The sequence below is a fragment of the Paenarthrobacter sp. 10L420 genome (assembly GCF_056395385.1).
Genome location: NZ_JBFTJK010000001.1, coordinates 968464 through 989561 on the forward strand (window position 1 = coordinate 968464; position 21098 = coordinate 989561).

At 62.2% G+C, this 21098-nt stretch carries 20 protein-coding genes; 11 read left to right on the forward strand and 9 right to left on the reverse strand.

Annotated elements, in window-relative coordinates:
• Positions 1 to 61: 61 nt before the first annotated feature.
• Positions 62 to 826 carry a DedA family protein gene (locus AC1DD5_RS04625; RefSeq protein ID WP_477518366.1) on the reverse strand — a complete coding sequence of 255 codons (765 nt, stop codon included), beginning with the start codon at positions 824 to 826 and terminating at the stop codon, positions 62 to 64.
• Between the two features lie 111 nt (positions 827 to 937).
• Here AC1DD5_RS04625 and AC1DD5_RS04630 point away from each other — a divergent pair, with 111 nt between their 5' ends.
• Both AC1DD5_RS04630 and AC1DD5_RS04635 read left to right on the forward strand, forming a co-directional pair.
• Entirely contained in the window at positions 938 to 1984 is a 1047-nt protein-coding gene (locus AC1DD5_RS04630) for a 3'-5' exonuclease (protein WP_477518348.1), read from the forward strand.
• 78 nt (positions 1985 to 2062) lie between these two features.
• Positions 2063 to 2611 carry a DUF4395 domain-containing protein gene (locus tag AC1DD5_RS04635; protein ID WP_477518349.1) on the forward strand — a complete coding sequence of 183 codons (549 nt, stop codon included), beginning with the start codon at positions 2063 to 2065 and terminating at the stop codon, positions 2609 to 2611.
• Between the two features lie 11 nt (positions 2612 to 2622).
• Here AC1DD5_RS04635 and AC1DD5_RS04640 read toward each other — a convergent pair whose 3' ends face one another.
• Positions 2623 to 3693, reverse strand: coding sequence for an ADP-ribosylglycohydrolase family protein (locus AC1DD5_RS04640; protein WP_442017098.1), 1071 nt, complete (start codon positions 3691 to 3693; stop codon positions 2623 to 2625).
• Positions 3694 to 3838: 145 nt separating this feature from the next.
• On the opposite strand from AC1DD5_RS04640, the gene AC1DD5_RS04645 reads away from it, so the two are divergent.
• The 6 genes from AC1DD5_RS04645 to AC1DD5_RS04670 all read left to right on the forward strand — a co-directional run bounded on the left by AC1DD5_RS04645 (position 3839) and on the right by AC1DD5_RS04670 (position 11351).
• Positions 3839 to 4195, forward strand: coding sequence for a YidH family protein (locus tag AC1DD5_RS04645; RefSeq protein WP_442003876.1), 357 nt, complete (start codon positions 3839 to 3841; stop codon positions 4193 to 4195).
• A gap of 6 nt (positions 4196 to 4201) precedes the next feature.
• Positions 4202 to 4576: a DUF202 domain-containing protein gene (locus AC1DD5_RS04650; protein ID WP_442003877.1), complete on the forward strand. Its 375-nt coding sequence runs from the start codon at positions 4202 to 4204 to the stop codon at positions 4574 to 4576.
• Positions 4577 to 4675: 99 nt separating this feature from the next.
• Complete coding sequence (locus AC1DD5_RS04655) at positions 4676 to 5593, forward strand: MIP/aquaporin family protein (RefSeq protein WP_477518350.1); 918 nt, start codon at positions 4676 to 4678, stop codon at positions 5591 to 5593.
• A 71-nt stretch (positions 5594 to 5664) separates the two neighbouring features.
• Positions 5665 to 6840 (forward strand): exonuclease SbcCD subunit D, encoded by a 1176-nt coding sequence (locus AC1DD5_RS04660; RefSeq protein WP_477518351.1) that lies wholly within the window; start codon positions 5665 to 5667, stop codon positions 6838 to 6840.
• Complete coding sequence (locus AC1DD5_RS04665; protein ID WP_477518352.1) at positions 6837 to 9845, forward strand: AAA family ATPase; 3009 nt, start codon at positions 6837 to 6839, stop codon at positions 9843 to 9845. Before AC1DD5_RS04660 ends, AC1DD5_RS04665 begins: the two co-directional genes overlap by 4 nt.
• 87 nt (positions 9846 to 9932) lie before the next feature.
• Positions 9933 to 11351, forward strand: a complete 1419-nt coding sequence (locus AC1DD5_RS04670) for an MFS transporter (protein ID WP_477520679.1) — start codon at positions 9933 to 9935, stop codon at positions 11349 to 11351.
• Here AC1DD5_RS04670 and AC1DD5_RS04675 read toward each other — a convergent pair whose 3' ends face one another.
• Complete coding sequence (locus tag AC1DD5_RS04675) at positions 11352 to 12365, reverse strand: AraC-like ligand-binding domain-containing protein (RefSeq protein ID WP_477520680.1); 1014 nt, start codon at positions 12363 to 12365, stop codon at positions 11352 to 11354.
• A 236-nt stretch (positions 12366 to 12601) separates the two neighbouring features.
• Here AC1DD5_RS04675 and AC1DD5_RS04680 point away from each other — a divergent pair, with 236 nt between their 5' ends.
• Positions 12602 to 14077: an APC family permease gene (locus AC1DD5_RS04680; RefSeq protein WP_477520681.1), complete on the forward strand. Its 1476-nt coding sequence runs from the start codon at positions 12602 to 12604 to the stop codon at positions 14075 to 14077.
• 88 nt (positions 14078 to 14165) lie between these two features.
• On the opposite strand, the gene AC1DD5_RS04685 is transcribed toward AC1DD5_RS04680, so the two are convergent.
• On the reverse strand, positions 14166 to 14912 hold the full coding sequence (locus AC1DD5_RS04685) for an IclR family transcriptional regulator (protein ID WP_442003884.1): 747 nt from the start codon (positions 14910 to 14912) through the stop codon (positions 14166 to 14168).
• Between the two features lie 249 nt (positions 14913 to 15161).
• Between AC1DD5_RS04685 and AC1DD5_RS04690 the strand changes: the two genes are divergently transcribed.
• Complete coding sequence (locus tag AC1DD5_RS04690) at positions 15162 to 16496, forward strand: MFS transporter (RefSeq protein WP_442017105.1); 1335 nt, start codon at positions 15162 to 15164, stop codon at positions 16494 to 16496.
• Between the two features lie 82 nt (positions 16497 to 16578).
• Here AC1DD5_RS04690 and AC1DD5_RS04695 read toward each other — a convergent pair whose 3' ends face one another.
• Positions 16579 to 17262 (reverse strand): phosphoribosyltransferase, encoded by a 684-nt coding sequence (locus AC1DD5_RS04695; protein ID WP_442017106.1) that lies wholly within the window; start codon positions 17260 to 17262, stop codon positions 16579 to 16581.
• Positions 17263 to 17331: 69 nt separating this feature from the next.
• Between AC1DD5_RS04695 and AC1DD5_RS04700 the strand changes: the two genes are divergently transcribed.
• Positions 17332 to 17745 carry a MarR family transcriptional regulator gene (locus AC1DD5_RS04700; RefSeq protein WP_442017107.1) on the forward strand — a complete coding sequence of 138 codons (414 nt, stop codon included), beginning with the start codon at positions 17332 to 17334 and terminating at the stop codon, positions 17743 to 17745.
• A gap of 18 nt (positions 17746 to 17763) precedes the next feature.
• On the opposite strand, the gene AC1DD5_RS04705 is transcribed toward AC1DD5_RS04700, so the two are convergent.
• The 4 genes from AC1DD5_RS04705 to AC1DD5_RS04720 are packed head-to-tail and all read right to left on the reverse strand — an operon-like array spanning position 17764 to position 21048.
• Entirely contained in the window at positions 17764 to 18594 is an 831-nt protein-coding gene (locus AC1DD5_RS04705; protein WP_442017108.1) for an alpha/beta fold hydrolase, read from the reverse strand.
• Position 18595: 1 nt separating this feature from the next.
• Positions 18596 to 18925 carry a biotin/lipoyl-containing protein gene (locus AC1DD5_RS04710; protein ID WP_442017109.1) on the reverse strand — a complete coding sequence of 110 codons (330 nt, stop codon included), beginning with the start codon at positions 18923 to 18925 and terminating at the stop codon, positions 18596 to 18598.
• Complete coding sequence (locus AC1DD5_RS04715; protein ID WP_442017110.1) at positions 18918 to 20003, reverse strand: alpha-ketoacid dehydrogenase subunit beta; 1086 nt, start codon at positions 20001 to 20003, stop codon at positions 18918 to 18920. Before AC1DD5_RS04715 ends, AC1DD5_RS04710 begins: the two co-directional genes overlap by 8 nt.
• Positions 19996 to 21048, reverse strand: coding sequence for a thiamine pyrophosphate-dependent enzyme (locus tag AC1DD5_RS04720; RefSeq protein ID WP_477520682.1), 1053 nt, complete (start codon positions 21046 to 21048; stop codon positions 19996 to 19998). The genes AC1DD5_RS04715 and AC1DD5_RS04720 overlap by 8 nt, the downstream gene beginning before the upstream one ends.
• Between the last annotated feature and the right edge of the window lie 50 nt (positions 21049 to 21098).

The following is a 21098-nucleotide window of genomic DNA, read 5'->3' on the forward strand; positions in this document are numbered from 1 at the left end:
AAGAAAGGCACCCCGCCTTGCGCGGGGTGCCTTCTCCTGTATGGCATCAAGTGCGGGAGGCTTACTTCTCGCGGTGCTTTCCGCCTTCGTGCTCCTCGATGAATTCCTCCACGGGGTTGCTGCCTTCCGTGGCAGCCTTACGCTTGGCCACGACGCCGCGGGTTACCTCGATGATGATGGGAATGACCGAGATCAGGACAATGACGATGAAGATGATGTCCAGGTTGCTGCTGACCCACGGAACGCGGTCACCCAGAAGGTATCCAAGCAAGGTGACGCCGCCGCCCCAGAATGTGGCGCCGATGACGTTGAAGAGGAAGAACTTGCGTTTGTCCATCTGGGCCACGCCGACAATCACCGGAACGAAGGTACGGATGATGGGGACAAAGCGGGCAAGGATCAGGGCCTTGCCGCCGTGCTTTTCAAAGAAGGCGTGGGCGCTTTCGACATTTTCTTTCTTGAACAGCCTGGAGTCCGGGCGGTTGAAGATCGCAGGGCCGGCCTTTGAGCCAATGAGGTAGCCGGTTTGGTTGCCAATGATCGCAGAAACGATGATGAGGGCCGCCAAAGCCCAGATGTTGAACTTGATGGTGTCTGTAGCTACAAGAAGGCCAGCGGTAAACAGCATGGAATCGCCGGGCAGGAAGAAGCCCACCAGCAGGCCGGTTTCGGCAAAGACAATGCCGCAAACCAGCAGCACGACCCACGGCGCCAAGGCTGGATCAGCCAGGAAGACCTGGGGGTTCAGCCAGTCGGGCAGGAACGAGGCCATGGGTGGACGCACCGGTCCTGCGCCTCCGAAAGTGGATACGGCTAAATCGCTCATCGCAGTAAAGATCACCTATCAAGCCTACTGGACGGCCGTCGTCGGGCAGGAAAGGCCGCCCCGCCGCGGAAATCGGCAAGAGCGCACCCTTTGCGCCTGTAACCTTGTCCAGTGGCATTGGACTTTACGGCGATCGACTTTGAAACAGCCAACGGCTTCAGGGGGTCGCCGTGTTCGGTTGGCCTCAGCAAAGTCCGTGGCGGTGTGGTGGTGGAAGAAGCCTCCTGGCTCATGCGGCCGCCGGAGAACCATGACCATTTCGAGTTTCACAACACCCGCATCCACGGCATCCGTGCCGAAGATGTTGCCGGCCGTCCCAGGTTCGGGGACCTCTTCCCTGAAATTGGCGCCTTCATCGGCAACGATGTTCTAGCGGCACACAACGCAGCCTTTGATCTCGGCGTTATCCGATCCGGCTTAGAGGTTTCCGGGCTTGCGGGCCCAGCTTACGAGTACGTCTGCACGGTGATGCTGTCCCGCCGCTGCTACTCCTTGGTGTCCAACTCCCTGCCATATGCGGCCGAGGAAGCCGGAGTACCCCTGGTCAACCACCACGATGCCGCCGAGGACGCACGCGCCTGTGCAGGAATCCTGGTGGACATCGCCCGTCGGAACAACGCCAACAGCATCGCCGAACTCTATCTTTCGCTGGGTCTCACGTTGCCCAGGCAACCTGCCTTCGATCCCATGAGTGGCCTCTCCAAGCCCACCCTTGCCGCTCTCGCAGGCAAGGCTCTCGCAGGCACGGGGTCCGCGGGTAAGAAGGCAGGCAGCCCCGCGGAGCAGACCCTTGACGGTGCCATGAACGGTTTCGGTCGTCCATTCTCGGCGTGGCCGGAGGAAGGCCCTAATCCTCTGCCGAATCCCACAGCCGAACCGGGGCATCCATTGTTCGGCCAGACGGTGGTCTTCACGGGCGACCTCATCATGACGCGTCCCGAGGCTAAGTCACGTGCTGCAGAGATGGGTGCAAGGCCTGAAAGCAGGGTGACCGCACGCACTACTGTCCTTGTGGTGGGCGACGGGTTCGTGGCCGGAGACCTGCGCGCTGGACGGCTTACAGGAAAGGCGAAGCGGGTTTTGGAACTCCACGCGAAAGGTCAACAGATCGAGGTTGTCTCGGAAGGGGAATTCCTGCAAATGGTGGGCGGGAACTAACTCCAGCCTGGCAGGCGGCCGGGTCATAGTGCGAAACAATGCTTCCTGTCCGGGGAGCCGCGCTCCTAGCCTTGGTGCATGACCAAGGCCAACATGTCCCAGTCATCGGTACGCCAAGCCGTTGGCCCAGGGAAAGCCGGGATTGATTGGCGGGCCGTCTTCGCCTTTCCCAACCCGGTCAATGAATATGCCGCCCGGATCACGGCCGGACTGGTTGTACTGCTGGCTGTCGCAACACTGCTGACAGGCTCGTCCTTGGGCTTGGTTGCCGTCGCAATCGGATTCTGGCTCCGTGTCCTTTTCGGCCCCCGGATTTCGCCGCTCGCCTTGCTCTCGGTCAAGGTTTTGGCCCCACGCGTCGGGCACGCCAAGTTGGTGGCCGGCCCTCCGAAGCGCTTTGCGCAAGGCATCGGAGCCGCCTTGAGCAGTGCCGCCGTCGTGCTTTTCTTCACAGGGTTCCAGCCTGCCGCGTGGATCCTTCTCGCGCTGTTGATCGTGGCGGCCTCGCTGGAGGCGTTCGTCGGCTTTTGCCTGGGTTGCGCGATCTTTGGCTTCCTCCAGCGTCGCGGATTGATTCCCGCCGAGGTGTGCGAAGCCTGCGATAACATTGCGCTGCGACGCAGCTGACCCAGGGCCGATCAGCCTGTAGTGACAGCGAGTAGCCGGTCCGCCATGCCACGAATGACCTCCGTGCCTTCCAGCGCCCCGAGCCATTGGCCAGGAAGGCATGCTTCGCCGTAGTAGGCGCCCAGGATGTTTCCCGCGATGGAACCAGTGGAATCGCTGTCCCCACTGTGGTTGATGGCCACCGCGACAGCCTTGCGGAAATGCTCCGTCGGCTCACTCCCTTGCGTGGACAGGACGGCATAAAGCCCGACGGCGAGTGCCTCCTCCGCCACCCAGCCCTCACCCAGAGTGGTTACCAGCTTTTCAGGACTGAGGGGAGTGGGCTCCAATGACAACCTCAATGCCGTTTCCAAACGCTCAGGGAGTTCGGGGGCTTTGGTGGGCACGCCGCTCACGTAATCCAGGGCGGCCGTAGCTGCCGTGTGGATGTCGCTGCCAGCCACAATATTGTGGATCAATAAGCTGAAGGCAGCAGCGCTCAACCGCGCTGATGGGTGTCCATGCGTCAACGATGCAGCATCTGAACTGAGTTTGTAGACGGCTTCACGGGAGATATGGGGCACGAGTCCAAAGGGTGCTGAACGCATGACAGTGCCGCAACCCTTGGAATCGGGATTGACTGGCCTGGCTACTGTGCCCATGTCTCCTGAGGCCAATCCGCTGAGGCACGTGTTTCCCGGGGCCCGACGATGGCGCAGGACTTCCTGGCCATCAATCCACCGCGGTTGTGGAACGGGAGCGGAAGGGGAAACGGCGACGTCCTGGGTTGCGAGCCAGCGAAGGTAGGCCAGCCAAAGGCAGGCGATCTCGTCGGCCGCGACACCGTCATTGGCCCATTCGAGGGCGTCCACCAGCCCATCCACTGTGTACAGCGTCATTTGCGTGTCGTCCGAAAACTGGCCGACGGCGTCGAGCTGGTCAAAGGACGTGAGCCCGGCGGATCCGTAACGGGCACGAATTGCATCAAGCCGGTCGAACTCCACTGCGTAGCCAAGGGAGTCACCCAACGCCCCTCCCAGCAGCGTCCCGTGGACTCGGGATTCAAACGACGGGGCGGCGGGGGAGGACGCTTCAAAACTCATGCAATCAACTTACCGCGCCCTGCTATGTAACTGTTGGGGTCCGTAACTGATGTGCGTAGGCACCGGATGGCGAACGCAACCGATGTGAACGGCCGCTGATATGGTGGGGAGGCTGCCCAGCACTAGGAAAACTTGGAGAGACGACGTGCGTGAACCGGCTTGGCGACGAACAGGCAAGACACCTGACTACAGGTTCTCCTTGGCGAACGAACGCACCTTCCTTGCCTGGATCCGTACTTCTTTGGCATTGCTGGCAGGGTCTATTGCCATTGATCAGTTGGCGCCGAACATTGCCCCGCAGCCTGTAAGGATCGTCCTCTGTGTCCTCCTGTCCCTTATCGGAGCAGGCCTGGCTGCGCTGTCCTACCGCAGGTGGGGGCAGATGGAAGCTGCCATGCGCAACGACGAAGCCTTGCCGTTCTCCTGGGTCATGCTGCTCATGACGATCGTGGTGGCCGTGGCGGCATGCGCTTTCGCCGTGTTGATTTTGGTGGCGCGATGACCAGGCTTGCGCGATGAGCAGGCGGGCGAGTTGACCATGGACGTCCGTGATCCTGGCCTTCAGCCTGAACGGACCACATTGGCTTGGCGGCGCACCCTCATTTCGCTCGTGGTGGTGGACCTGTTCATCTGGCGCAGTTGGCTTACCTCCGAGCCCTCCACCGGCCGTGTGATTGCGGGCCTTCCGGGGCTGGATTATCAAGGAATCTGCGCCCTCATGGCTGCTGCCGCCACCATTGTCCTGGCTTGTGTCGTGTGGGTCCGCTCACGGCAGCTTCATGCTGGAAACGAAGCAGCTTCGGCACGACTCATCTTTGTCAGCACCCTTGCCGTGATAGGGCTGGGCGGAACGGCGATCGCCGCCATCGCCTTGGGCGGCTAAGCTCGGATCGGGAGTTAGCAGGGACTCAGCAACTGTTCAGACTCAACTGGCAGGATGCTCAAGGGCCGTCCCAAAACCAATCGTAAGGAACCATTCGACATGACCTCTCCTGTGCAAACCACGACCGACCACGAACCGGGGCTGTTCGCGCGGCTGTCGGCTGAAGCCGTCGGTTCGATGTTTGTAGTGCTCGTGGCCGTGGGTGTGTCGATCTTCTCGAACCCTTCCTCAGCGCCCCTACCCGCAGCCCTTGCGACCGGCCTGACAGTGACAGTTGCCATGCTTGCGTTCGGTCATGTTTCCGGCGGTCACTTCAATCCAATAATCACGCTGGGCAACTTGATTGCCGGCCGTATCCGCGCGGTGGCGGCTGTTGCCTACCTTGCGGCTCAAATCATCGGCAGCGTGATCGGCGCAGCTCTGGCCTACGTAGTGGTTCTCACGGTTCCGGTCTTGACGGATGCGCGGGCCGCCTTCGGCTCTGTGGCAGCGGGTTATGGCGAGCATGCTGCTGCCCAAACCCAGATGGCAGGGGTCTTGATCGTTGAGGTTGTTGGCTCCGCCTTGCTGGTTGCGGTATTCCTTGGAGCGACTGCCGGACGCCGTGCCTTTCCTGCCGTGGCTCCCTTTGCTGTAGGCCTTTGCGTCGCCGTGTTGCTGCAGTTTGGCCAGGTCCTTGGCAACCTTCCGTTTAATCCCGCACGCGCAACTGCGCTGGCTTTCTTCAGCCCTTCCTGGGCCTTGGGTGGATTGTGGCTCTTCTGGGTTGCTCCACTCATGGGGGCCGCACTGGCCGGACTGGCCTTCCGTGGATTTGGCTACGCCTCCGCTGACACCAGCACTGGAGATAATGTGACGTTGGAGTCGTTCCCAAGCCGCCGGGACCAGCACCTCGACGTGGATGACACTGATGATTTCCAGGCAGAGGCAGAGGCAGAGGAAGTGGAGACCAGCACCGTTCGGAAAGAAGCTGCCGCAGATGACGCACGCGACTTCTTTGACGGAAAGAAGGGCTAGCAGCCGGACAGGATCGACGCCGGACGGCCTGTCTGCGCTTTTTTGTCGGTGCCCCCAGTTAGCTTGAAAATATGCGGTTACTCCATACCTCCGATTGGCATCTCGGCCGGTCATTCCACGGCGTTGGCATGCTTGAAGCCCAGCGCGGTTTTGTGGACCAGCTCGTGTCCTTCGTAGAAGCGAAGTCTGTAGACGTCGTCCTCATCGCGGGTGACGTCTATGATCGCGCCCTGCCTGGACTCGATGTCGTTAAACTTCTCGACGACGCCTTGGTCCGTATTACCCAAGCCGGGGCCACCGTAGTGCTCACCAGCGGCAACCACGATTCCGCCATTCGGCTGGGATTCGCGTCCCGCTTGCTCGAACGTGGCGGCGTTCACCTCAGGACAAGGGTGGAGGACCTGGACGTTCCCGTGCTCGTTCCCTTCGGAAAAGATGGGGAGGGCAGCGCCACACTTGCGATCTATGGGATTCCCTACTTGGAACCGCGGCTTGTCGCGGAGCGGCTGGAAGTGGAGACCGCGAGTCATTACGAGGTCACCCGTGAAGCGACCGATCGGATTCGGCGCGACCTCCAGGACCGCCGTGCATCAGGCGCAGTGCATCCGGTGGTCCTTGCACACACTTTTGCCAGTGGAGGTATCACTTCTGACAGTGAACGGGACTTGAGCATCGGAGGGTTGGGCGCAGTGCCCCTGGATCTCTTCGAGGATTTTGCCTACACCGCACTTGGTCACTTGCACGGCCGGCAGGAACTTGCCCCGAATGTCCGCTACTCCGGCTCCCCACTGGCCTATTCGTTCTCCGAGGCCAAACATTGCAAGGGCGGTTGGTTGGTTGATATCGATGCCGATGGAACCATCGGTGTCCAGGAAGTTCTTTGGGAAGCTGCCAGGAGCCTGGCCGTGTTGAGAGGCAAGCTGAACGATCTCCTTGAATCAGACGAGCACGCCTGGGCTGAAGCTGCCTATTGCCAAATCACCCTCACGGATGCCGAGCGGCCCGCCCAGGCCATGGAGCAGCTACGAACCCGCTTTCCTGACACCTTGGTCCTGTCCTTCGACCCCGAGGGTGCTGGGACCAAAGACAAGGTCAGTTACAGCAGCAGGCTCGCTGCCGCCCAGGACGACCTCGAGGTCTGCTGCGGATTCCTGGAACACGTTCGGGATCGCAGTCCCGGAGCTGCGGAAGAGGCTGCCCTGCGCGCCGCCCTCGAGGCCGTGCGCCTGGAGGAGGCTGAACTGTGAGGATCCATCGACTCGAAATTGAGGCTTTCGGGCCTTTTGCCACTGCGCAGCACATTGATTTTGATCAACTCAGTGCACAGGGGTTGTTTCTGCTCAACGGCGCCACCGGGGCTGGCAAGACCAGCATCCTCGACGCCATCTGTTTCGCCCTCTATGGCTCCGTTCCGGGTGCACGCCAGGAAGGTAAGCGCCTCCGCAGCGATCATGCAGCGTCGGGTGCCGAACCCCGCGTGGTGTGCGAATTCTCGGCCCGCGGCAGGCGTTTCGAAGTCAGCCGTTCCCCGGCCTGGGAACGCCCCAGCGCGCGCGGCCGGAACGGCTTCACAACCCAACAAGCCAAGACACTGCTCCGCGAGTGGGTTTCGGGGGTCTGGGAGGAAAAATCTTCGCGTAATGACGAAGTCGGCGCCGAGCTTTCCGAGCTTTTGGGTATGGACCGGGACCAGTTCACGCGCGTTGTGATGCTTCCCCAAGGTGACTTTGCCGCGTTCCTGCGCTCCAAAGCCAATGATCGGCTCGAGCTCCTCCAAAAACTCTTTGGGACGCAGCGATTCGAGTCCGTGGAGAAGCAAATTGCGCGGCAGGCGGCCGAAGCTTCACGCGCTGTGCAGGACAATGCTGCTGAACTGAAGATGCTGCTTGGAAGGGCAGCCGCGGAACGGGAGCAGCTTGGCCTTTCCGATGCGCTGGCAAATGTAGAGACAGCTGTCGAGGCGCCTGAGGCATGGCTCGCGGCCTTGGAGATGGAGTTGCTGGAAGAAGGTGGGCGACGTAAAGACGAGGCTACCGCAGCTGATGCCCGAGCCATACGGCTTGCGGAACAACTTCAGGAGGACCAGGAGAAGGCCCAACGGCATGCCAGGCTTGCTGCTGGGATGCAGCGGCGGGTCCTGCATGAACTAGCTGCTGCGCGGGCACTGGAAAACAAGGAAAAGCTCGGAGGACATCGCCGTGCGGCCGTCCTTGGGGGACAACTGGACGCCTTGGACGCCACGGAGCGTAAGTACCGGTCTGCCTTGGCGGATAGAGACAGATCCCGGGAGCAGCTTGAATCCCAGGGCCTGGACGCGCCACATCCTGTTGCTGCGCTGGAGACAGTAAAGACCACCCTTGCCGTCCTGGAAGCCCGCCTTCCAGATGAGCGGCGCATGGAGGACGTGGCCACCCGACTCGCAGCCAAACGAAAAGAGCACTCCAGCCATCTGGCGGCCGCCGAAGCAGCAGCAGAATCCCTGCAACGCCTTCGAGCCGAGGAATCAGCGGTGAAGGCCGGGATGGAAGACCTGGAACCCTCAGCTGCCCGCGTCGATGACATGGAACGGGAGGCAGCCGCTGCGGCCGAACTAGTGTCGGTTGTGTCCCGTCATGAAGCTGCCGCCGCCGAGTCGAAGGATCTCACTGAGCGCCACGCCCGTGCTCGCAACAAAATGCAGGACCTCAGGCAAGCGTGGCTTGATGTGAGGGAGGCACGCTTGGCCAATGCGGCCGGAGAGCTCGCGGCAGCCCTCGTGCCTGGGCAGCCCTGCGCCGTTTGTGGCAGCAACGAGCACCCAAATCCCGCCGCCGCAGCTCGTTCGGCACTTTCCATCGCCCAGGAAGAGGAAGAAGCCAGCAAACTATTTGAGGCCAGCGAGAAGGCGCTGGGACGCATCGCGGAACAGGTATCTAGAGCCGCACAGTTGCTGGCAGGCCTGGCTGCCCAGGGTGGCTCCGCAGATCCAGAAGAATGCGCCGCCCGCTTGCTCGCATCCGAAGCTGCGGCGATCGAAGCCCGAAAGGCCTCAGGCGCGTTGGATAAGCTCCGCAAACGGCATGAGGATCTCAACAAACGCATTACCCTCGTGCAGGAGGATCATACTGGGTCAACGAATGCCGCCTTGCAAGCAAGCTCTGCTGTCGAGTTACTCCAGGAGCAGTACCTTGCGCTTGAAGAGGAGCTAGCAGACCTGAGGCAGGGCTTCGCCAGCCTTCGTGAGCGGGCAGAAGCTCTCACGTCCCAGCGGTTGCTGCTTCAGGCTGCTGTGGATGCCGCGAATGAACTCGAACGTGCCGGGGCTGCGCGCCTGGAGGCGCTCGCTGCGCTGGAAAGGGCACTGCCCGGGTCCGGTTTTTCATCAATCGAGGATGTGCGTCGCCAGCTCATGTCGCCCGAGGATGTTGTGGCATTGGAGAAAGCCCTCGCGGATTTCGAGGCCGAAGCTGCCCGACTGGATGAACTGTTTGCCGGCGAGGAACTCGTCATGGCAGCGAAGGAAGTCAGCATCGGCGAACTTCCCCTTCCGGAGGACGAAATCAGGGTCGCCAAGACTGAGGCTGCCCACGCCATGGAAGCAGCCAAAGCATTGGCGCTTTCCGCGGGGCTCGCGAGCAAAGCTGCCCTGTCTGTGCAGAAGATCCGCGCTGAGTATCAAAACACTGCCGAGGCAGGAAGGGAACCGCGCGAGTATGCCAACGTGTTGGGTGGGCTGGCGGACACGCTTCGTGGCGCAGGAGATAACAACTACCGCATGAGCTTGAACAGCTATGTCCTGGCTGCTCGGCTGGAGCAAGTGGCCATCGCAGCTTCGGAGAGGCTCGTTGCCATGAGCGATGGTCGCTACACCTTGCAACACACTGACGCCCGGGCTGCACGCAACCAGAAATCCGGTCTCGGACTGGAAGTGGTGGATGAATGGACGGGCCAGCGCCGTGACACGTCCACGCTCTCCGGCGGAGAGTCCTTCATGGCCTCCTTGTCATTGGCCCTTGGCCTTGCTGATGTTGTGCAGCAGGAGGCCGGTGGAGTGGACATTGAAACGCTCTTTGTCGATGAAGGGTTTGGGAGCCTGGACGAGCAAGCCTTGGAACAGGTGATGGATGCCTTGGAGGGTTTGCGCGACGGCGGCAGGGTTGTCGGGCTGGTCAGCCACGTGGCAGAAATGAAGCAGCGCATCAGCAGCCAGTTGCACGTGGTCAAGGGCCGCCATGGTTCCACGGTCGTTGTTGCCGAAGCAATGCCTGCCTGAGACCGGATCCGATAGACTTGATCTGTTACACCGGGTCGCGCGCATCGGGAGGAGGGACGATGCGCAGACTTTAGCGAACCCGGAACAATGGAAAAATCTTCTTTGGCCTCCAAGCCACTGCCTTCGCAATTGAGCACCACCTCGTCCACGCATCGATCCCGCCTGCCGGGGAGGTTCGCGCGGCTGCCTGAGCTCGCCGGGCCGGGGTTCCTGCCCCTCGGCCTCTTCGCACGACTCCCGTTGGCAATGCTTACCGTGGGTACACTGACCCTGGTCACAGCGGTAAGTCATTCCTACGCAATCGGTGGGATGGCCGCCGGAGCAGTGGGTATCGGTTCGGCCGTCGGAGCTCCCGTCCTCGGCTCGCTGGCCGATCGCGCCGGCCAACGCATCGTTTTGCTTGTCGCGGCAGTTGTTAACACCCTGGCCGTCCTCGGCCTTCTCGCCGCGGCCTACGTGACCCCAAGTTATGTCTCCGTACTCGACGCTACGGGCGTGCTCGTCGCAGGCTTCCTCGCCGGGGCGAGCTGCCCGCAGGTCGGCCCCATGGCCCGTGTTCGCTGGATGGCGCTGACCACCCGGAATCTGTCATCAGTGCACAAGGCCACTGTTTCCACGGAAGAGATTCCTGCAGCAGAATCATCAGTGGCAAGGAGCGGAGGCCGGAGCGTCGCGGCCAGCCGTGCCGATCTGGACACCGCCCTTTCCTATGAGGGCACTGCTGACGAGGTTACTTTCGTGCTCGGACCGGCCTTGGTTGGAATTCTGGCCAGCCTCATTGCTCCTTGGCTGCCTCTGGCCTTGGCAGCGGCCATGACCATCACGCTTGTACCCGCCTTCGCCGTCCACCCCAGCCAGCAGGCCGTGGTGCCGGCACCGCGTAAGGCTGCTGCCGCCGTCGTGGGTAGTTTCAGTGAACCCGCAGCAAAGCGGAGGAGCCGCTGGGCGGGCGCGGTCGTGGCTGTGCCGGTTGGGGCAATGGTGTGCATGGGCACCTTTTTTGGTGCTACGCAGAATGCCCTGAGCGCCTTTTCTGCCCAGTACGCTACTGCGGAAATTGCTGGTCTCCTCTACTCCGTGATGGGTTTGAGCTCCGCGGTGGCGGCGCTGTCCGTTGCGTTCTGGCCGCAGCGCTTTAGCCTTGCTTCCCGGTGGGTTGCTGCGGCCCTTGCGATGTCATTGTTCGCCTTGCTGCTGTTGGTTCCGGCTGGCATCTGGCCCATGGTGTTCGTGCTGCTGTTGCTGGGAATCCCGGTGGGGCCGGTCATGGTCACGGTGTTCAGCATCGGTGGCGTGGTGGCCCCTGCTGGCCGCATGGCTACGGTGATGACAGCCTTGGCCAGTGGGATCGTGGCAGGCACGGCGCTCGGTTCCTACCTTGCAGGGCAGTTGGCGCAGACCCAGGGTCCCAGTGCAGCCTTCGTCGTATCCATGGCTGCCGCAGCGGGCTTGTTGGTGCTGGGAGTTCTGACTTATCTGGTTATGAAGCGTCGACCTCAGGCGTAGTCAAATGCCCGACGTCGGCCCTTTGGTTCCCGGCGAAGGTTCCCTCAAGTGGCTGTTGCGGTAGCCGGTGGGGGAGTTGCTGAATGCAGCCCGGAAGATCCGGCTGAAGTGGGCTGCGTCAGTGAATCCCCATCGCGCCGCAATGGCGGTGACGGGCCGGTCTGCCAGGACGGGGTCCAGGAGGTCGCGCCTGCAGCGTTCGAGCCTGCGCTGCCGGATGGACGCTGCCACAGTGGTGCCGATCTCCTGGAAAAGATCGTGCAAGTGCCGTGTGGAGACGTAGTGGGCGGCGGCTATGGTTCCCGGGGAAAGCTCGGGGTCACCCAGATTGGCCTCGATGTAGTCATGGATCCGACCCAGCAGGAGGAGGTGGGGATCGCGGCCTGTCTCGATGAGCTGGTCCAGTTCCCCGTTGAACAGGGTAGTGACCAGGTCCAATGCGTTATGGACGAGGCGGAGGCCGTTCGCCCCTGAAAGGGCTTCGAGGTTATCGGCCAGTCTTACGAGGAAAGGGCTGATGAGTTCGCCGAGACCTTCGTCGCCTGGAATCCGCAGGGCTGTCACGTGGCCCATGGCTTCGGCCGGTAAGTCGAGGAGGACGTGTGGGAACATCAGCACCAAAGTGCGGAAGTCGTCGTCGAACGTTAATTGGTAAGGGCGGGAGGTGTCGTAGATGGCGAGGTCCCCGGGACCGAGCACCGCTTCGCGTTCGTCCTGAACCAGGCGGCCAGAGCCGGAGAGCTGGATGCTGAGCTTGAAGAAGCGTCCGGTGGACTTGGCTATCAGCTCAGGCGTTCGCAGGACCGTATGGGGGCCAGCCGTTATTTCGACCACCGAAATTTGACCCAGGACCCGAGCCCGCATGGTCCCGTGGAAGGGAGCGCCTTTGGCGTGTTGAGGGGCTTTGGCCAGTAACGGCACGAAGGATGCTGAGATGGCGCGGCTCCATTCCTGGAACGAATCCGCCACCACTGTGTGCACGGTTGCGGGGCCGGTATCAGCCGCGACGGTCATCAAATTCCCTTTCAATGCCCGCCGTACCTGATGGCGCCGGTACAGAATGCCACCAGCGCGGACGTGAGCTTGCCCACGATTCTACACCGGGGGACTTTACGCGGGCTGTGCTTGCGTGCACCGACAAACTCCTTGCCGTGTGAGACAAGTCACGCGCCGCCTTGTCGGAGGAAGATTGCGGAATGACCGACACCGTGCCGCGCAATCTCCGTCCGGCACCGAGGCAGGAGCACACTATGAGCGTGGATAACCCCGTCAAGGGCAAGATAGCTGGGGCCGCAGACACCAGGAGGCGTCTGGGCGTCCCGGCCGTGACCTTCATGATTATTGCGGCTTCCGCGCCGCTGACCGTCCTCGCGGGCGGGGTGACCACCACTTTCGCTGTCACCGGGGTAACGGGTGTCCCGCTTTCGTTCTTGATTCTCGGCGGGATCCTGGGGCTCTTCGCGGTGGGGTACGCGGCCATGAGCCGTTACGTCACCAACGCCGGTGCCTTCTACGCCTACATTGCCCAAGGCATTTCCAGGCCGGCCGGTGTGGGAGCCTCGCTGGTCGCCTTGATGGCCTACAACCTCATGCAGGTAGGCATCTACGGGCTCTTCGGCTTTACCGTTTCCTCACTTCTCTCGGCAAGGCTGGGCATCACCGTTCCTTGGTGGATCCCTGTGCTGGTCTGCATCGCGATCGTGGGCTGGTTGGGTGTTAACCGGGTGGATCTGTCGGCAAAGGTGTTGGGTGTCCTGGTGGCCCTGGAATTCCTGGTGGTCATCGCCTATGACCTCATCAGCCTCGCCGTGGCACCCGAAGGAGTCTCTGCAGCCTCCTTCAGCCCTGAAAGCCTGTTCGTCCCCGGCATCGGCGCCGTTCTTTCCTTCGGAATCGCCGCCTTCATGGGCTTTGAATCCGCAGCCATCTATGGCGAAGAGTCAAAAGATCCCAAGCGCACTGTTGCCCGTGCCACCTTCGCAGCGGTTGCCATCATCGCTCTCTTCTATGCCGCCTCAGCCTGGGCGATGACCGTAGGCGCAGGCCCTTCAGCAGTCATTGAAACAGCCACCAACAGTGGTCCGGATATGATCTTCGCCTTCCTGGGTACCAACGGAGGCATGCTCTTGAGCGATATAGCGCAGATCCTGTTCGTGACCAGCCTTTTCGCTGCCTTGGTCAGCTTCCACAATGCTGTGGCGCGATACTTCTTCTCCCTCGGCCGGGAGCGCGTCATCCCGCCGTTCTTCGCAGCTGTCCGCACAGGGAGCGGAGCTCCCTTCGCGGGGTCGCTGGCGCAAACGGTGATTGCCGTCGTCGTGACTGTTGCCTTCGCCATCGCGGGATCGGGCTCTGAGCTTGGTGAACTGTATCCCGTGCTGACCATGTTTACCTGGCTGACCAACAGCGGCGCCATGGGGCTGGTCCTGCTCATGACCGTAGTGTCCGTCGCCGTGATTGGCTTCTTCCGCCGGAAGCAGCATGGTGCCAGCCTCTGGGTACGGGTTGTGGCGCCTGGTCTTGGCTTCGTGCTCCTGGCGGTAGTGTTTGTGCTCATCCTCGCCAACTTCAACGTCCTTCTCGGCCAGACGGAATCGACGGCGGCAACTTTCGTCCTGCCGCTCGTGGTACTGCTGCCGGGGCTCGTGGGAATCGCGTGGGGGCTGCGACTGCGGCGCTCGCAGCCCGGACTCTATGCCCGGATCGGCCACGGTTCGGAAGACTGAAGTCGCTTCGAACGCGGAAGCACTGCACGAAAGAAAGCCCCGGCGGGTGCCGGGGCTTTCTTCGTGTTGAGTATTGGGTTCCCGCGATTCAGGCCAACTGGCTCTCGATCCGCATAGCGCTCGCAGCCAACTCCTTACCTACGGCGTCAGCGTCCTGGTCGAGGCGGATATAGACGACGGCGATAGCGGCCGGCCTTCCGCCCGGGACATGGATGGGAGCGGCGATCGATGACAATCCAGCGATGACTTCGTCGTGGCTGGTGGCGTAGCCGGCGCGCCGGGCTTCGTGCGCTTCGGCGCGGTAGGGGATACCTGCTCCTACTTGGTGCCAGCGGTCCTCGGTCATGGTCGATTGGATGGCGATACCGGGTGCGCCAATGCCGATGGGGTGGCGGCTTCCCGGATGTTGGGCGAGTGCGGCGCCCGAGTGGCGCGGTTCCACGGTGACCAACGTAACGCATTCCTGATGGTCCCAAACAGCCAGGAATGCGGTCATGTGCAGGGTGTTCGCCAGTTGGGTGAGCTCGGGCAGAGCAGCTGTTTGCAGGTTGCGCGAGACGCCACGTGCCAGCACCGCCAGTCCGGGGCCCGGCTGGACGCGGCCTGAATCGTCCCTGATCAGCAGCGAGTGGTCCTCCAGCGTTCGGAGGATGCGGTAGGCAACGGAGCGGTGCACCCCCAGTGCCTCGGCGAGTTCGGCAATGCTGAGCGGGCGTTCGGCTTCGGCCAGGATCTCAAGTGCGCGGATTCCCCGTGAAAGGGTTTGCGACGGCGGGGCCTGGCTTGCTGCTTCCTGCGGACTTTTGACGTCGCTGCGGGGACTCATGCGAACCATCCTATGTTGGCGCCTGAAGGCGCGGGGGCGGACAACTCTTGTGTTGCGCGTCTCACCAAGATATCGTTCCATATACGAATCGGCTATTCAACTATGGAACAGAGTGGATCTCGATGCCTCACACTCCTCGTTGTGCCGATGCAAATGCTGTGTGCTGGGTCACTGCATGTAGTACGATTTCCTAACTGACCGTTCTGTCGGTTAATGCACGTCACGCGCCGACCAGTCACCCTCACCCCTGGAGTTCCAATGACCGCAACCTCCACAGTCGACTCTGCGTCGGGCCCAAGCAGTAAGCGCGAAGAGCGCCGGGTCCTGGCAGGAACCCTGGTTGGCACCACAATCGAGTGGTACGACTTCTTCATCTTTGCCCAGCTCACGGCAACGCTGTTGTCGCCGCTGTTCCTGACTCCGCTGGAAAAATCGAATCCAGGAGTGGCGCAAATTCTGTCCTTCGCCACCATCGGCATCAGCTTTCTCTTCCGGCCACTGGGGGCCTTTGTTGCCGGCCACCTCGGCGACAGGTTGGGACGCAAGGCAGTCCTGGTCATGACACTTGTCATGATGGGGGCGGCGACCGCCCTGATCGGCGTGCTGCCTACCTACGGGACAATCGGGCTTTGGGCTCCCATTCTGCTGATCACCCTGCGGGTGGTCCAGGGCTTCTCGGCCGGTGGCGAGTGGGGTGGTGCCGCTCTGATGGCTGTGGAGCACGCTCCGATCACCAAGCGCGGACTCTTCGGCGCATACCCGCAGATCGGCGTGCCCATCGGCATGATCCTGGCAACCGGTCTCCTGTTCTTCCTGCAGTCGGGCATGTCGAAGGAAGACTTTGCCGCCTGGGGTTGGCGGGTGCCGTTCCTGCTCTCCGTGGTCCTGATCGTGGTGGGCTACCTCATCCGCCGCGCAGTCGGGGAAAGCCCGGTCTTCAAGGAGATCGCGCAGCGCAAGGCGGAAAGCAAGGCGCCCCTGAGTGAGCTGTTCCGGAACAACAAGAAGGAGGTAATCCTCGCGGCACTTATCTTCATCGCCAACAACGCCGCAGGCTACCTGTTGATCGCCTTCTTTATCTCCTATGCCACCAAGTCGCTGAAGATGCCGGCGCCGCAGATCCTCCTCGCCACCACGGTTGCTTCCTTCGGGTGGCTCATCTTCACTATGGTGGGAGGCTGGCTTTCGGACAAGATTGGCCGCGTAAAGACCTTCCTGCTCGGTTACGGCCTGGTGTTCGCGTGGATGATCCCCATGTTTGCTTTGATCGATTCCAGGGACATCGTGCTCTACGGAACAGCTTTGTTCGTCCTCACCATTGGGCTTGGCTTGTCCTATGGGCCCATGTCAGCCATGTACGCCGAGATGTTCCCCGCAAACGTCCGCTACTCGGGAATCTCCATCGGCTACGCCTTGGGTGCCATTCTCGGAGGTGCCTTCGCCCCGTTGATTGCCCAGGCTTTGTTGGACGCCACCAAGTGGTCCGGATCAGTCGGCCTGTACATCATGGGCCTGTGCATCATCTCAGCCGTGGGCGTGATTCTTGCCAAGGAAACCAAGGGCCGTCCCCTCGGCTTCAGCGTTCACCACTAGGCCAGCGACAGATCCATCCGTAATAAATTGATTCGCCGGGCGGGCGCGGTTGTGACACCGGGCCCGCCTCGGGCGTTAACCGCTATTTCGCCCTCGGAGCCTCAGCGCCGTCGAGCTGCGCCACGACGTCGGCGTCCGTCAACTGTTCAAAACGCTCGTAAAACGAGCCAACAGCATGAAATTTACCCGGCGTGTGCAGTGACATCATGAAGTCGCAGACCCGTGCCAAGGATGTTGCGGCTTCCAGCGAAGCCACGGGCACGGCGGCGACCACTGTTCGGGCACCCGATGCCCGCACGGCCTCCACGGCAGCACGCATGGTGGCTCCGGTGGCAAGGCCATCGTCCACCAGAATGACAGTCATACCTCGAAGGTCGTTCTCGATTCCTGGGTATTGCCTTGCGCGCCGAAGCAGTTCGGCGCGTTCATGTGCTTCGACTGCATCCAACGCGGCTTGGCTGATGCCTTGGGCGAGGACATGTTCCTTGAGCGGCTTGTTGACGATGCGGACGACGTCTCCCTGGCACCACGCCAATGCGCCATAGGCAGTCTCCTCGCGCCCGGGTATCCCCAGTTTGCGGACCAAGATGGTACCAAAGGGCAGATATAACGCCGAGGCGGCGGCCACGGCCAGGGGGACACCTCCGCGGGCGAGGCCAAGGACGATCGTGTCCGGCCGTTCCCTGAACTGGGGGAGTCCTTCGGCCAGGCGCCGCCCGGCTTCCGCCCGGTCCTTGAAACGCATGCCCATTTGCCCCACTTCCACGTAATTTGGCTGCTTCCAGCCTACCGTTCAAAGCTTGCCGGTTAAGGCATCCGCTGGAAGCATGGGCTTGTGAACAAGCCCATTGGATATTGGATCAAGAGGCTCGACGCCGCCCTGGAACTCCAACTCGATGCCACGCTGGCCCGGGTCAAGCTGAGCCGCCGCCAGTGGCAGGCCCTGGGCACTCTGGCCGAGGGAACGGTTCGTCCTGATGAGCTGGATGAGATCCTGCGCCCGTTCTGGGGCGATGACACACGACTGCGGGAGCGTGAGCTTGCCTCGTTGGTGGGCAGGGGCATGATCACCATGATTGATGACCGCCTGGCGCTCAGCGAGCTCGGCCGGGAGAAATACCACGAGGCCCTCCGCTATGTGGAAGCCGCCCGCCAGGACCTTTCCATGGGCATAGGAATCGATGAATATGCCATGGCATTGAGCGTCCTGGAGCGAATGAGCCTTAACGCGGAGCGGTTGAGCCGTTAGCGCCGCTGGCGCACATCGCTACACGCCAAGGAATTCGATGGCAGCGTCCTTGAAAGCCCTGCTTGTGATTACGTTCGTGTGGGTGCGTCCCGGGACCACGAGGGTCTCTACCAGCGCCCCCCGCTTGCCGGCGAGGTGCGCAAGTTCCGGCATGGTGGCCGCACGATCATCTTTTTCGCCGGCAACCAAGAGGATAGGTACGTGCGGTGCAGCCTCGGCAGGATCGAACGGTTCACCCTTGATGGCCTCGATGAGCGACAGCATGGCAAACAGGTCATTGCTGGGCAGCAACTGTGCCATCTTCAGCAACCCGGCGGTGGACTGGTCCTCAATGGGTGTGCCATCGGCCAAGTGCCGCTGTGCTGCGACGAGGTCGAAGGCTGCCAACGGATCTGCTGAACTCGGTCCGCCCAGGACGATCCGGTGAACCAGGTCCGGCTGGGTTGCGGCGAACTCCCAAGCCAACCGGGATCCCAAGGAGTAGCCCACGATGTCCAGTCCCGTGGAAGGATCGCCGTCGCGCAACGGACGCGCCCCGGCGTCCGTGACAATCTGGAGGAGGTCCGCACGGATCCGGCTGGGCGTGTACGAGTCCAGATCCTCGGGGGAGTGGCTCTGACCGTGGCCGGGAAGGTCCACCGTAATCACCCGGCGGCCAGCCTCCTGGAGGGTGGTGATCCAGCCGCTGTCGGCCCAGTTCAGTTTGCTCGAGGACGAAAAGCCATGGATCAGCAGGATGGGGCGGAGGCCGGCGTCGGTGGCCGGCTCATGGACTTCCACGAACAATTCGGGGTCTGTGCCCTCCACTGTGTGCCTGTGCTGTTCCACGGTGTGCCTGCCGGTCATCATGTCAGTCCTCATCGAGTACGGCGCTCAGGCGGACCCGGCGCTTGGGTGCTTCGTCCTTCGGAACAGTGCCCACGATCCCGGCGGTGTCGTCCGGAACCTCGAACACAATCAGCGGTTCGCCGACGTTGATGGTCTCGCCCGGCGCCCCGTGAATACGCACCACTTTACCCGCCTGCGGGCTGGGCAATTCGAGTGCGGACTTGCTGGTTTCCAGCTCCACAATTGGCTGGTTGCGCTCCACCTGCTGACCCGGTGATACGAGCCAATCCAGGACGGTCGCTTCGATGAGGCCCTCGCCCAGATCCGGGAGCGGGAAGGAAATTTCAGCCACGGCGGTACTCCAGTACGCGTTGGATCCCAAAGAGGATGCGGTCGATGTTGGGAATGTATTCGTCCTCCAGATCACCGGAGGGATAAGGCACGTCGAATCCGGTCACGCGCTCCACGGGCGCCTTCAGCGTTTGGAAGCAATGCTGCGTGATCAGTTGGGCGACCTCGGCGCCGAGGCCTGAAGTCAAGGGAGCTTCGTGGACGACGACGGCGCGCCGCGTCTTTCCCACGGACTTCGCCAGAGCTTCGGCGTCGATTGGTTTCAGCCAACGCAGGTCCAGGACTTCGACGTCGATGCCATCTTCCGCTGCGAGTTCGGCAACCTGAAGACACCGTGCAACCATGGCGCCCCACGCGACGAGTGTCAGGTGACCGCCTTCCCGCGCAACCCGCGCACCGGTGAGGCTGCCGCCGTCGGGCGTTTCTTGATCCTGAGGTGCTTGACCCGGAGTCGCAGTGCTGAAGTCCACCGGACCCTTCTGCCAGTAGCGGGATTTCGGTTCCATGAAGATGACAGGATCCGGCCGCGTGGCAGCGTACTTGAGGAGGTGATAGGCGTCGTGTGGGTTGGAGGGCGAAACCACCTTCAGCCCGGGAACGTGCGCAAACAGCGCTTCAAGGCTTTCGCCGTGGTGTTCCGGAGCGCGGATTCCGCCGAAGCTGGGAACCCTGAGCGTGATTGGCATCGGGAGTGTGCCACGGCTGCGGTAGTTCATCCGGGCGATTTGGCACACGATCTGGTTGATGGCCGGGTAGGCGAAGCCATCGAACTGTACTTCGGGGATGGGATGGAAGCCTGCCATGGCCAGTCCTACCGACATGCCCAGGATGGCAGACTCGGCCAGCGGGGTGTCGAAGACCCGTTCTTCACCGTGCTTGGCCTGCAAGCCGTCGGTAATCCGGAACACGCCGCCCAAGCGGCCGCAGTCCTCGCCGAAGATGATCGTTTTGGGATTGTCGGCCAGAATCTCGTCAAGCGCGCGGTTCAGGGCCTGCTGCATGGAAAGGTGCAGCACGGGTTCGGTGTCCATCGTGACTGACCCGGGAGCGAACGATAGTACCGTGGCTGTCTCAGACATGTTCGGACTCCTTGCGCCATGCAGTGGCCTGGGATTGAAGGGTGGGCGTTGGTTCCTGGAAGACGAGGCTGAACATCTCGGCACCGGGACGGGGCCCAAGTGCTTCGATGCCGCCGCGGATGGCTTCCTCTTCCTCCTGGGCCTGCTGCTGTGCCAGGGCGAAGAATGCGTCATCCGCAATGCCGTCGTCGAGGAGGCGCTGCTTGAAGCGCTCAAGGGGATCCTCGCCCGCACTGAGCCGTTCCTCTTCCAGGCTGCGGTAACGCCCGGGGTCGTCCGCCGTGGAGTGGGGCCCGCGGCGGTAGGTCATGGCTTCAATGACGACAGGACCGTTACCGGCGCGGCAATGGGCAAAAGCCGAACGCGTGGCCTCATGGACTGCGACGACGTCGTTGCCGTCCACTTGCAGCGAAGGAATCCCGTATCCGGCTGCGCGCGCAGCGACTGAGCCGCCGGCAACCTGGCGCTCTGTGGGCACGGAGATTGCCCAGCCGTTGTTCTGGATGAAGAAGACCACTGGCGCCTTCATCACAGCAGCAAAGTTCATGGCCTCGTGGACATCGCCCTGGGAGGATGCGCCGTCGCCGAAGTATGTCATGGCAACGCCGCGTTCGCCGTCGGGCTTTCCGGAGAGGGTTTGGCCGTGGGCCCAGCCAACAGCATGCAATACCGATCCGGCCACAACGGCCTGGATGGGGGCGAAGCGGGATTCCAGCGGGTTGTACATTCCGCCATGCCACGTGGCTTTGTGCGTGGACATATAGCCCACCATGTCCAGGCCCATGGCCCGGGCCACGCCCATCTCGCGATATGTGGGGAACACGAAGTCGCGGGTCCGGTCAACGGCATATCCGCTGCCTACCTGCGCGGCTTCCTGGCCCAGCTGGGGCGCATAGCCGGGAATGATGCCTTGGCGCTGCCAGGCAACGGCCGCGGTGTCCAGGTGACGGACGGAGGCCATCAGGGAGTAGAGCTCACGCAGTTGTTCGTGCGTAAGCGGAGCCGCATCCTCATCGACGGCGCCGAGCACGGGTTTGGTAGTCATGGCTGTGACCCTAGTCACCAGCGAGGGGCGTGCGCAATCAGCTAAGTTTC